We start from the raw sequence: 12,883 nt of genomic DNA, 5'->3' as shown, positions 1-12,883 counted from the left end.
TTTTTACATAATACTTTAATATCTTTGCAAAACAATATAAAAAAGACAAACTTATAACTGAAAACATGAAAACAAAAACTTTACTGGGCTTCTTTCTTTTGTCTGTTATGACATTCTGTATGTCTGCTTGTCAGGATGATGCAGAGATTATTTTATTCAGCGGTTCACAACTTATCAATGAACCGGGAACTTGTACGAACACGATTTCTTCTACAACTTTGTATCTCAACGGACGGGGAACGGAAGATATTGGAATTGCTAATGGAAAAGGCGGTTACTCTGCACAGAGTTCGGATGAAACTATTGTGACGGCAACTGTCAGCAATGACCGATTATTGATAAGTTCACATGGTAAAAAAGGAAAGGCCGCTGTTACTGTCAGTGATAAGAAAGGGAATAGCGTTGTTCTGCCTGTTACGGTTTCATATGGAGTGGCGACTTTCTACTGTGGAATGAACTGGTCAGGTTTTGCTATAAGTGTGGGTAATGAGCTTTTGACATCAGGAGCGGAGGAAAATAAAGAACTATTGAAGTTGTTGAATGAGGTAATGTTGGAATCATATTCATTTTTGAAGGAACAGGATGTCTGTATCATGCAACCGGATGATGTGAATAGTTTCCTGCAAGAGGGCAAGGGGAGTTTTAAATTGAAGGATATTGATGGGAGAATACGTGTCGAAGGTACTTATGAAGTAAGCCTTGATGAGGAATTGGAAACTGGCAAACCAGAGTTGGCTTTCTCTTTCTATCAGCATCAGAATGGTGCTGATAAATTATTACATAAATTCTATTTTGAGCCTTCATTTGTTCGTCAGCCTTCTACTAGGGATATAGGACCCACAAGATATTATTGGATGGAACAGGTTACGGATTCTCGCTATTGGGATGGAGTCTCCTTACCGGAAGAAGAGAACGTAAAAGTGCTTTATGTAGTGTTGGCGAGTTCTTCCGGAATCAGACCAGCAGAATTATAGAATCATTGCAAAGCGCGGATACGTATTTCCGTCGCTTTGTCATCATACAAAAAGAGACTGAACTCAAATGCATATTGAGTTCAGTCTCTTTTTGTATGATGTAATACTTTAATAATCAGTCTTTATGCATTCAGTGCCTGTTCGATATCTGCGATAATATCATCCGCATTTTCGATACCTACCGACAAACGAATCAAGTCCGGGCGTACTCCTGCTTCCATAAGCTGTTCGTCCGACAACTGACGGTGCGTATGGCTTGCCGGGTGAAGCACACAACTACGTGCATCCGCTACATGAGTAACGATAGCGATAAATTCCAATGAATCCATAAATTTGATAGATACATCGCGTCCGCCTTTCAGACCGAAAGAGATAACTCCGCAGGAACCGTTCGGCATATATTTCTGTGCTAAAGCGTAATATTTATTATCCGGCAGTCCGCAGTAGTTTACCCAGGCTACCTTCTCGTTCTTGGATAGATATTCGGCTACTTTCTGTGCGTTACTGCAATGCTGAGGCATACGTAAGTGAAGCGTTTCAAGTCCCAGGTTCAGTAAGAAAGCGTTTTGCGGGCTTTGGATACTGCCGAGGTCACGCATTAATTGTGCAGTAGCCTTAGTGATATAAGCACCTTTGCCGAATGCTTTTGTATAAGTCAGTCCGTGATAAGACTCGTCCGGTGTGCAAAGTCCGGGAAATTTATCGGCATGAGCATCCCAGTCGAAGTTGCCGCTATCTACGATACAGCCGCCTACGCTGGTAGCGTGTCCGTCCATATATTTGGTAGTGGAGTGAACAACGATGTCCGCTCCCCATTCGAACGGGCGGCAGTTAATCGGAGTCGGGAAAGTATTGTCAACAATCAAAGGAACACCGTGACTGTGTGCAATACGGGCAAATTTTTCAATGTCCAGCACTTCGAGAGAAGGATTGGATATTGTTTCACCGAACAATGCCTTTGTATTAGGCTGGAAAGCTGCGGAGATTTCTTCTTCGCTGGCATCCGGGCTGACGAAAGTGACGTCAATGCCAAGTTTCTTCATAGTTACGCCGAACAGGTTGAAAGTACCACCGTAGATAGCGGAAGAGCAAACGAAATGGTCACCTGCCTGGCAGATATTAAAGATAGCATAGAAGTTGGCAGCCTGACCGCTGGAAGTCAGCATGGCGGCTACACCACCTTCGAGAGCGGCAATTTTGGCGGCAACAGCGTCATTCGTAGGGTTTTGCAGGCGGGTATAGAAGTAACCGCTGTCTTCCAAATCGAAAAGACGTGCCATTTGCTCGCTGGTATCGTATTTGAAAGTTGTACTTTGATAGATGGGCAATACGCGTGGTTCGCCCTTTTTAGGCGTCCACCCTGCCTGTACGCACAGGGTTTCGGGTTTGAATTGTTTTGCCATAATGTTATTTGGTTTTAATGATTTATTTCAAAAAATGTTTTAATGGCGCAAAAGTAGGGAAAATAATTGTATTTTTGTCCTGTTTATGAGTGAAATGATACTCATGTGAAGGAGATAATTGTGTAGATATGAAAAATAAACTCTATATTCTTTTATTCTTAATTTTTCTTTTTTCGGGTACGCCACTTTGGGCGCAGCAGAAGGCTACTCCGAAGTCGGGAGAAGGTATCTCTTCTTTCCTGTTGAGACACAACCGCTCTCCGAAGAAATATTATGATGACTTTATCGAACTGAACAAGCAGAAACTGGGAAAGAATAATGTCTTAAAAGTGGGTGTTACCTACGTCATTCCACCGGTAAAGAAATCGTCGGGAACTTCCACCGGAAATACAGAGGCTAAAAATACAACCGCTAAAGGTGCAGGAATCCAACAGAAATCCTCGAAAGCCAAAACGACGAAAATAGGAACTACTATCAACGAACCCCTGTTCGGAAAGGAACTGGCAAATGTCAAAGTCACTTCCAACCGTCTTGCAGGTGCTTGCTTTTATGTCGTCAGCGGACATGGCGGACCCGACCCCGGAGCTATCGGACGCGTGGGGAAGCACGAACTTCACGAAGACGAATATGCTTATGACATCGCCCTTCGTCTGGCGCGTAACCTGATGCAGGAAGGAGCGGAAGTCCGTATTATCATTCAAGATGCTAAAGACGGTATCCGTGATGATTCATATCTGTCGAACAGCAAACGGGAGACTTGCATGGGCGATCCGATTCCGTTAAATCAGGTACAGCGCCTTCAGCAACGTTGCAATAAGATAAATACCCTTTACCAGAAAGACCGTAAGAATTACTCCTACTGCCGGGCAATCTTTATCCATATAGACAGCCGTAGCAAAGGAAAACAGACAGATGTCTTTTTCTATCATTCGAACAAGAAAGCGGAAAGTAAACGTCTGGCGAATAATATGAAAGACACATTTGAATCAAAATACGGAAAACATCAGCCGAACCGGGGATTTTCCGGGACAGTGAACGGACGCAATCTGTATGTGCTTTCACATACTACTCCCGCTTCCGTTTTTGTGGAACTGGGTAATATACAAAACACCTTCGACCAGCGCCGGTTGGTGATAAATTCCAATCGGCAGGCATTGGCTAAATGGCTGATGGAAGGTTTTCTGAAAGATTACAAGGAGAAAAAATAAGTATAAGACATCTTTTTCATGAACAAAAACGAAAATGGAATGTTTTATATATGCAAATCGCCTGATAGTTGCTTGTTGGTATGCGAATATATACAAGTCAGCGAATATGCCTCCCCGGCATAACAGGAAGATTGCATAGTAGTTTTGTCGTGTTTTATTTTGTGTTTGTGTTGTGACGGTGCTGCGATGTGAATCGAGGTACCGTTTTTTTGTATGACAGAAAGACATTTTTGAAACAAGTAAATGTCTGCGCAGTATATAAACAAAGAGTAAGCACGAAGCCACAATTTATTCCGGCTTCATGCTTACTCTTTGTTTATATACTGCAATAATCAGGCAGTATTATTTCCATTCACTGTGCTGTTCCAACATCGGGTTTGTGTCAATCTCGCTTTGTGGGATAGGCCATACCAAATCCTGTGCTCCACGCAGATTACCGCGTTCGACTACTCCGAAGCCATAGAATGACTTGTCTTCCTGCATACGTTTCTGAGCATTCTCAAAATCTTTCCAGCGATAAAGGTCGGCAAAACGTAAATCTTCAAAGGCAAGTTCCACACGGCGCTCATGGCGTACAATGGAGCGTAGCTCTTCTTGTTTCAGATTGATTCCTTCTACTTCTTCCACGGCAGGCATGCCTACGCGGTCACGGACTTCATTGATATATTGGGTAACTTCCGCTTGGGAGTAACCGCCTTTTTCAATCATAGCTTCAGAGAGCGACAATAACACCTCTGCATAACGGATGACATAGAAATCAAGGCTACCGTCATATTCGTTTGCTGTATTTTCGGGAGTAAACCATTTGCGAATACAACATGTAGAGCTGGCCGGTAAGTTATTAGTGTACAACTTTCCGTTCCATTCCATACCCGGTAGCATCAATGTTGCTTTCAGACGAGGGTCGCGATTCTCATAACGTCCCATATCCGGATTCTCTTTTGTATGCGCTCCTTTGTCCGGATTACCCCTAAATAAAGGAGATTTGTCAATAGGCAATCCGTCCGTGCAATAAAAATCATCGCATAAATTCATCGAACCTTCGATAGCATTCATCGGAGCAGACCAGCAAACTCCAAAACAATTGCCTTCACCCAATCCCGGACCTTTGTAGTGAACACTCAGTAACACTTCTCCGGCTGTTTCATTGGCTTCCTTGAATAAATCTGCAAAGTTAGCTGCCGGGTCGCTGCCGTCGCCCGCTTTGAAAAGTTGTACTTTGCCAACTACGTTCTTGTAGGCATTTATAGCCTCGTCCCAATGCTGATTGAAGAGGGCTATTCGTCCCATAATGGCATAAGCCGCTTCTTGAGTCAGACGTCCTGTCTGCGCTTTTCCTATCACGGGGAGCTTGGGAATCCATGTTTTCAAATCTTCCAGTAAGGAAGGGATAATCTGGCTGCGTTCTGTCTTGGCTGCTTGGGATTCTGCCAGAGTGAGAGGTTTTGTCAGATAGGGTACATCGCGGAAAACGGAAGTCAGATTGCAATACATCAGGGCGCGCAATGCTATTGCTTCCGCTTTGTATGCTTCTATCTTTTCTTGTTCCATTGGTATGCGTTCTACGTTTTCCACTAACATATTGCATCGTTTGATAACTTCATAATTAGCGTTCCAGTACATTGAGAAACACTCATCGGTGGTAGCTGAAGTGCATTGTGAAATGGAACTGCCCAACATCCAGTTGCCCCATGTGTGATCGCCATTGTCTGTGCTGGTTTCGCGTCCTAGGAATCCGAATTTCCAGCCGTCAATATTGTCATCATATAAGTTCTGGCTCTGCATGGCGTCATAGCAAGCGGTCAGTGCCATCAATGCATCCGATTCGGTTTGCCAATAGGTCGTTTGGGAAGGCTGGTTCGGAGAATCTGTCTGTAGAAAACTGTCCGAACATGCGCCGGCAGATAATAACATTCCGGATAATAGTAAAACTCTGCATATATTTTTTGTATTCTTAATCATAATATGTATCCTCCTTGTAATTAGAATTGAATGTTTAATCCAAATGAATAAGTACGCATATTGGGATGTACGTCATTTCTTGTATCACCCGATGACTTTTCCGGGTCCCAGTTCTTCAAAGGTGTGAATGTCAACAGGTTGCTTCCGGCAAAGTAAACTCGGATGCTGGAAATACCGACTTTGGCAAGTTCGGTCTGGCGGAAAGTATAGCCGAATTCCAGATTCTTCAGACGCAGGTAATTCGATTTTTCAAGCCAGAATGAAGAATAAGAATCGTTCATGGTGTTTCCTAATGCAGGCATGGGAGCGTTTATGTTGTCAGCCGAATAACGGTTCACCCAACGGTTGGTAAGGTTACCACGAATGTCGGTAGAAGTCTCCCAACTGTAGCGGTAGATACCTCCCACTCCTTGCCAGAAAGTAGACAAGTCGAAGTTTTTCCAAGATGCACCTAGATTGAAACTATAAGAATATTTAGGGAACGGATTACCTATAATGTCGCGATCTTCAGGAGTAATGTTACCGTTGTCATCCAAGTCGGCATACATGATATCGCCTAATTTGGGAGCCACACCGTTTTGTTTGATAACTTCACCCTTCGAATTGGTACGTTGCAAGTCGGCTTCCGTACGATAGATACCTATTGCCTTATATCCGAAATAAGCGCCGATAGGGTTGCCGATACGGTTGATTGTATTGCCGTCAATTTTTTCTTCCAATTCCCCCATTTCAAGGATTTCATTCTTTACGTGTGACAGGTTGAAACCGACATTCCAAGCCCAGTCACCTTTGCTGTCGGAGTAATTTACAGTCCATTCCCAACCACGGTTACGGACTGCACCCACATTCTGATAAGGAGCGGAGAGAGAACCCAGGAAAATGCCGGGCATAGCCAACTGCATCAAGATATCGGAAGTTTTTTTGTCAAACCACTCGAAGGTGGTCTGTATCCTGTTGTTGAAGAATCCAAGGTCGAGAGCGACGTTTACAGAACGGGTTGTTTCCCATTTAATGTTTTCATTGGGGACGGATGTCTGTACCATACCCGCCTGCTTGTCTTTACTTTGGTCGAAAAAGTAGTTTCCGCTTGCACCCAAAGTAGCTGCATAAGCGTAGTTGCCGATTTCCTGATTTCCTAATTTACCCCATGACAGACGCAACTTTCCGAGGGAGAAGTTTCTATAGTCCTTCATAAACCCTTCGTTCGAGAATACCCATCCAGCAGACAATGAAGGGAATGTGGCATAACGATTGGCTTTAGGCATACGTGAGGAACCGTCATGACGGATATTGAATTCGAATAAATATCGGTCATCATAACTGTAATTTACACGGCCGAAGAATGATTGAAGCTTATATTCTTCGGATTCTCCTGTTGCTCCCGGATTGATTGTACCTCCTTTGAGCTCATAAATATTCTCGGTTGGGAAACCCTGTATGGAGGCCGTTGTTTTGTAAAAACGTGAACCGATGACCGAATGTCCCAACAATACATTGATGTTGTGTTTGTTGAATTGCTTGTTATAAGTCAGCAAGTTTTCGTTTGTCCATGTTGCGTTACGGTACCAATAATCCTCTTCCTTATTAGTTTCTCCTGCCGCTTTTACGATGTTTCCATCCGCATCATAGCGGGCAGGAGATTTGGGGGTGTAAGACTTAGTCGCATTCAGGTCGAAAGCATAAGCAAGACTTGTCTGGAACTTCAATCCGTCCCACAGTTCAATGCCGGCAAATGCCTTACCGTTGAAACGCCAATATTCGTTGCTGCGATGTCCCAAGGACATCAACTCTACGGGGTTTTTCACCATTTCAGCACTCATTGACGAACCGTCTACATAGCCATAATGTCCGTTGGAGTACATTACTGGCACGGTAGGACGAGTGAACCAGGAGACAAAACGCATGATACCGCCTTCACCCGAAGGTGCAACAGCAGGAGCTGTTACGTTGTTTTTGTTACCGGACAAGTTCAGCCCGAATGTGAAACGTTTGTAGCGAGTGTCAAGGTTTGAACGGAAAGAGAAACGTTCTACTCCTGTTTTCATCATGATACCCTCTTGGTTGGAGTATGCTACTGAGGTCATGAAGTGCGTGTTTTCACTACCTCCCGACACTGATAAATGGTGTTGGTGCATGCTGGCATTGCGCAATACAGCGTCCAGCCAATTGGTGTTTGCATAATGGTCGGGATCCGAACCGTCTTTCAGTCTTTGTAGAGCTTCCGGTGAGAAAGTATCAGGGTTTACTTCGTTTCTCATTAAAGCCCAGTTATAACTGTCTACATAGTCAGGAACGATACCTGGGGTCTGTAATGTATAGCTTCCCGAGTAGGATACTTTTACTCTGCTGGAAGCTTGTCCGCGCTTGGTGGTAATCAATATCACACCATTGGCAGCACGCACACCGTAGATGGCCGCGGATGCTGCATCTTTCAATACGGAGATATTGTCGATATCCGCAGAGGGGATTTCGGATATTTGTGAAAGGCTGCCCTCTACGCCGTCAATTAATACCATCGGATTGTTGTTGCCAAAAGTACCAATACCACGAATCCTTATTTCCGGATTGTCATTACCGGCTTGTGCGCCGTTCTGAGTCAGTACTAATCCTGGCAAACGGCCTTGCAGCAAAGTAGCTGTGTTAGCCACTGGAATATCCTGAATGTCTTTGGAGGATACTGAAGCTACAGAACCGGTAAGATTCACTTTCTTTTGGGTAGCATATCCCACCACAACCACTTCGTCAAGTTTTTTGGAGTCTTCCTCCAGAGTTACCTTAAAATCGTTTTTGTTTCCTACGGGGAGGATTACATCTTTATATCCCAAAAAACTAACAACCAACGTTTGTGAAGGTTGTACTTTCAACTGAAAAGCACCGTCTATATCGGTTATAGTTCCTTGTGTTGTACCTTGAATCACTACGCTGGCTCCTATGATAGGTTCGCCTGCTGCATCGTACACCTTACCTGTCACTGTGCGTTCCTGTGCATATGCTGTAAAAGATAACAGCATGAGGACGCCTGCTAAAAACATACGGAATAAATTTCGCTTTTGTCCATTCATAATTTTAAATTTAACTAAGTTAATAGGTTCTTTATTGTTTAATACTGATGTTTTCATAACTAAAAGATATCAGTGTGTGTTTATTTCCATTGATAATGGCGCACCCAGTCCACTTCCATCTCTACGGGCAAGTCGGCTGGATCTACCGTACCAACCCACGTGCCTCCTAGCTGCATGTCAATTAATAGATATTGAGGAATATTGAAAGGAAATTGTCCTTCCTGTTCGGTTTCAATCCGGGGATAAACAAAGTTGCGCTTTCCGTTGACATGGAACACCAGACTGTCCGGCCAAAAATCCACCCCATATACATTGAAGTCTTCGGGATTGATGGATATAGTACTTCCGTGTTTCGGGTTATTTTCTATTCCTAGTGTATAGGTATAGTGCGAGTGTACAGTTTGGTAGACAATAGAGTCATGGTTCAGACGTTCCATAATGTCCACTTCTCCTCCCATGGGCCATGAGTATTTGTTTGTTTCATAAGGTAATGTCCATATGGCAGGCCACGCTCCCTTTGCCCCGTGCAGTCTGGCACGCACTTCGATACGTCCTCCGTGGAAAGCACGTTTGTCTTTGGTCCATAATCCTCCGGTCAGGTATTTGGCAGTATCTGCCTTTGTGTTGTCATTGATAATGCCTTTTAAGATAAGAAGACCGTCACGCATTTCATAACAGCGGTCATCAAACGACTGGGTATTTTGCCAATCCGGTTTGCCGCGAGATATGCGGCTCCATACAGTAGTGTCGGGCTCTGTACCATCAAAGTTGTCTTCCCACACTAATTCCCATCTAGGAGTATGAGTACAAGCAAATATACTACATACTGATAACAATAAAAGTATAACCTTTTTCATACGCTTTAATTTTGGTTCACAGAATTTACTTTAAATAATTAACACGCAAACGTATTTTTTTTCTTTTTTAAATGACTCAGAAATCGTATAATTTGAGTCAAATCTTGTCTAATTGAGAAGATTTCAGTGTTTTTTGTGGGAAAATCTTCTCTTTTTTTATGAATACTTGATGAAAAAATGAGGTACAGATTTTTAATGATAAGAAAAAAAAGTATTTTTGCAGAAAATGAAATTACAATGTATCGTGCCTTAATCATACTATTATTTCTGTTGGCAGAGGTAAAATTATTTTCTTCTGAACACACTGTTAATTATTCATTTACTCAACTCTCCATTGAACAAGGTCTTTCTCAAACTACTGCTCAATCTATCTTGCTGGACCATAAAGGTACTCTGTGGGTAGGTACCAAAAGCGGATTGAATAGCTATACCCAGGAAGGGATAAAAACTTACTTGCATCACTCGGGTGATCCTCATTCTCTCCCGAGTAACTATATCAATCATCTGGCAGAGGATTCTTTAGGGAATTTCTGGATATCGACTTCAAAGGGACTAGCTCTGTATGATGATGAACAAGACCGGTTTAATACTGTTAACGCCTCCATTATTTATTCATCTGTGGAAGTCGAAGGTGGAATATGGTTTGGTAGTGAGAATACCATTCATTGCTATGATTATATAAGCAAGAGATTAAAAACGATTCATATAGAAAAAGAAGAAGGCAAAGATATTAATCCGGTCGATTACAGGATTCAGAAGATGCTTTATTTCGAAGATGGCAAGATTCTGATAGGCACTCGGAAGAAGGGAATCTATTTATATGACTGTCGCATCGGGCAATTTACCCTTTTGATTCCAAGCAGTCTGAATCTATTGACATCGTTATACGTAACAGCAGACCGGCACATTTACACCGCTTTTTATGGAGATGGATTTTACTGTTATGACCGGACAGGGAAAATGCTGAAACATTACACAAAGGAAAACTCCGGGTTAAAAAACAATTATGTGTTGGATATTGCAGAATATAATGGCAACATATGGCTGGCAACCGACGGAAGTGGAATCAATTTATTCACTCCTCGAACCTTGCAGTTTTCACAATTGCAACACATAGTGGGGGATTATTCTTCCTTGCCGGTCAATTCTATTACTTTGCTGTACAAAGACATGAAAGAAAATTTATGGGCGGGAAGTGTGCGTGGAGGGATATTCAGTATTAAGGAAACGTATATAAAGACTTATAAAGATGCAATCTTGAACAATACTAACGGACTTAGCGAGAAATCTGTTATCAGCCTTTATGAAGAAAGGGACGGTAAAGTATGGATTGGAACGGATGGAGGAGGTATTAATTTATATGACCCGTTTACAGACAAATTTACCCATTTCCCCTCTACCTACGGTGATAAAGTTGTTTCTATTGCTGAAGTGTCTGAGACTGAACTGATGGTGTCTTTATATACTAAAGGTGTTTTTCTGTTCAATAAAAAAACACATAAGTATCGTCCCTTCATTATCGTTGATGAAGAAACTAATAATAAAGAATGTTTTTATGGGTATCTTCCTTTGGCCAATCAGGTCTCGGACGACAAGATATATATCATCAGTTATGGCGCTTATGTATATCACACTAATGACCGTACATTCTCAAGGATGCGAACAGATCGTGATTATGACTTTTCCAATGATGCACTTTGTCTATCATATTCCAATGATAGTTTTTCTCTGTTAAAGTGTGCTCATCAGGCTTTTTGGGTCGATCAGAAAAATGATAGTATCCGACTGTTGTTTGAGTTGGAAAAAGATGAATTTATTACTTCCATGTCCTACGACAACAATCGTATGATATGGACCAGTACTAACAAAGGACTTGGATTTTTTGACTTGGAGAGCAAAATGTATCATCGTATCCGTACTAGGCTTTTCAATGGCATTTCCTTTCTTATTGCTGACGGGAAGGGGCGTCTATGGATTTGTGCCCAGAATCATTTGTATTCTTATATCATTAAAGAGAATAGGTTTATCCTTTGGAACAGTTCAGACGGTTTTCCCCCTAACGAAATTTTGTTTGCATACCAAAAGCAATCTAACAGGGATTATATCTATTTAGGAGGTTCAGAAGGACTAGTTAAGATTAATACGGATATTCCATATACCGAAACTCAAATACCGGAAATATATCTGTCCGAAATCCTCTTTAATGGTAGTCCTTTTTTGAAGAAGGTAAAAGAAAACACCATAAAGATACCTTGGAATTATAATTCACTTTCTGTTCACTTCCGGATAAAGAACAGGGATGTGTTTCAGAAATACATGTTGCAATATACTATTGAAGGCAGAGGTACACAGGTGGTTGAAAGTTATGAGCCGGTTTTGAATTTATCTTCCTTGTCGGCAGGAGATTATTCAATACGAGTTTCGTGTAATACAAAAAGTGGGAACCGAACCCCATCCAAGGAACTGATACGTATTGTTGTCACTCCCCCTTGGTATAAAACTGTTTGGTTTATTTGTGTGGTCGCTGTTCTGTTTATCCTTATGACTGCAAGTATAGGTTATATTCATTACCGTCGGAAAGAACGTAATATGAAAGGTAGTGTGAACCATTTCTTGCAAGCTGTATTAAACGATATGCTTAGCGGTAAAGGAGAAAAACAGCAGGGCGAAGAAGATAACTTTGCAGAAATCTTTTTGTCCGATATTCAGTCAAAGGAAGTGGATGATGACCGGATGGTGGAAACAGAGCAGCAAACTCAACAGAAAAACAACAAGGAGGATGAGGAATTCATCAATAAGCTCAATACGCTTATCAATGAGAATATGGCGGGTGGAGAACTTTCTATTAAATTCCTGACGGACAAGATGGCTATGAGCAGAGCTTCTCTATATAATAAGGTGAAGTCGCTGACTGGTTTGGGAGTTAATGATTATATTAACCGGTTACGTATCGAGAGATCTGTTTTTCTGCTTACAAATACTAGCATGAATATTAATGAAATATCTTATGAAGTAGGTTTCTCTTATCCTCGATATTTTAGCACTTCCTTTAAACAAATCAAAGGAATGACACCTACCCGATTTAAGGAAGAGAATAAGAAGAGCTGATAACTGTTTGATGCCATGCTGGTTTGTCCGAATAAAAAAAGAGGTATGGTTACCGTTTTTTTGTTAAAACCCAGTTTCTGTCTCATTTTTTTTGAGCTTCCGTGAACAAAAATCCAAATGAGTATGTTTTTAATTATGCAAATCGCCTGATAAAGCTTCTTATGGGTATGCGAATATAGATAGGTGAGCAAGATATGCCTCCCCGGCATAACAGGAAGATTGCATAGTAGTTTTGTCGTGTTTTATTTTGTGTTTGTGTTGTGACGGTGCTGCGATGTGAATCGAGGTGCCGTTTTTTATTGCAGATAA

General features: G+C 41.9%; 7 protein-coding genes. 3 read left to right on the top strand and 4 right to left on the bottom strand.

The features are described 5' to 3' along the window. Positions 1 to 65 precede the first annotated feature (65 nt). Positions 66 to 974 (top strand): hypothetical protein, encoded by a 909-nt coding sequence (locus ACGHVY_RS14295; RefSeq protein WP_390599511.1) that lies wholly within the window; start codon positions 66 to 68, stop codon positions 972 to 974. Positions 975 to 1,096: 122 nt separating this feature from the next. On the opposite strand, the gene ACGHVY_RS14290 is transcribed toward ACGHVY_RS14295, so the two are convergent. Further along, on the bottom strand, positions 1,097 to 2,377 hold the full coding sequence (locus tag ACGHVY_RS14290; RefSeq protein ID WP_390599510.1) for an O-acetylhomoserine aminocarboxypropyltransferase/cysteine synthase family protein: 1,281 nt from the start codon (positions 2,375 to 2,377) through the stop codon (positions 1,097 to 1,099). 128 nt (positions 2,378 to 2,505) lie between these two features. Here ACGHVY_RS14290 and ACGHVY_RS14285 point away from each other — a divergent pair, with 128 nt between their 5' ends. After that, positions 2,506 to 3,585 (top strand): N-acetylmuramoyl-L-alanine amidase, encoded by a 1,080-nt coding sequence (locus tag ACGHVY_RS14285; protein WP_390599509.1) that lies wholly within the window; start codon positions 2,506 to 2,508, stop codon positions 3,583 to 3,585. A gap of 342 nt (positions 3,586 to 3,927) precedes the next feature. Here ACGHVY_RS14285 and ACGHVY_RS14280 read toward each other — a convergent pair whose 3' ends face one another. The 3 genes from ACGHVY_RS14280 to ACGHVY_RS14270 all read right to left on the bottom strand — a co-directional run bounded on the left by ACGHVY_RS14280 (position 3,928) and on the right by ACGHVY_RS14270 (position 9,466). Beyond that, positions 3,928 to 5,499, bottom strand: a complete 1,572-nt coding sequence (locus ACGHVY_RS14280) for a RagB/SusD family nutrient uptake outer membrane protein (RefSeq protein WP_390599508.1) — start codon at positions 5,497 to 5,499, stop codon at positions 3,928 to 3,930. A gap of 68 nt (positions 5,500 to 5,567) precedes the next feature. Further along, positions 5,568 to 8,609, bottom strand: coding sequence for a SusC/RagA family TonB-linked outer membrane protein (locus ACGHVY_RS14275; protein WP_390599507.1), 3,042 nt, complete (start codon positions 8,607 to 8,609; stop codon positions 5,568 to 5,570). A gap of 80 nt (positions 8,610 to 8,689) precedes the next feature. Further along, entirely contained in the window at positions 8,690 to 9,466 is a 777-nt protein-coding gene (locus tag ACGHVY_RS14270; protein ID WP_390599506.1) for a glycoside hydrolase family 16 protein, read from the bottom strand. A 237-nt stretch (positions 9,467 to 9,703) separates the two neighbouring features. Between ACGHVY_RS14270 and ACGHVY_RS14265 the strand changes: the two genes are divergently transcribed. Next, a complete protein-coding gene (locus tag ACGHVY_RS14265; protein WP_390599505.1) occupies positions 9,704 to 12,574 on the top strand; it encodes a two-component regulator propeller domain-containing protein in 2,871 nt (956 codons plus the stop codon). Positions 12,575 to 12,883 lie beyond the last annotated feature (309 nt).

It is taken from the genome of Bacteroides sp. f07, from assembly GCF_042854785.1.
Lineage (GTDB): Bacteria > Bacteroidota > Bacteroidia > Bacteroidales > Bacteroidaceae > Bacteroides.
This window is presented reverse-complemented; position numbering and strand designations above follow the sequence as displayed.

Bases quoted from the DNA above. Each gene is read 5' to 3' on its own strand.
- ACGHVY_RS14270 (WP_390599506.1), bottom strand. From the start codon at position 9,466: ATGAAAAAGGTTATACTTTTATTGTTATCAGTATGTAGTATATTTGCT.
- ACGHVY_RS14290 (WP_390599510.1), bottom strand. From the start codon at position 2,377: ATGGCAAAACAATTCAAACCCGAAACCCTGTGCGTACAGGCAGGGTGG.
- ACGHVY_RS14280 (WP_390599508.1), bottom strand. From the start codon at position 5,499: ATGTTATTATCTGCCGGCGCATGTTCGGACAGTTTTCTACAGACAGAT.
- ACGHVY_RS14275 (WP_390599507.1), bottom strand. From the start codon at position 8,609: ATGAATGGACAAAAGCGAAATTTATTCCGTATGTTTTTAGCAGGCGTC.
- ACGHVY_RS14285 (WP_390599509.1), top strand. From the start codon at position 2,506: ATGAAAAATAAACTCTATATTCTTTTATTCTTAATTTTTCTTTTTTCG.
- ACGHVY_RS14295 (WP_390599511.1), top strand. From the start codon at position 66: ATGAAAACAAAAACTTTACTGGGCTTCTTTCTTTTGTCTGTTATGACA.
- ACGHVY_RS14265 (WP_390599505.1), top strand. From the start codon at position 9,704: ATGTATCGTGCCTTAATCATACTATTATTTCTGTTGGCAGAGGTAAAA.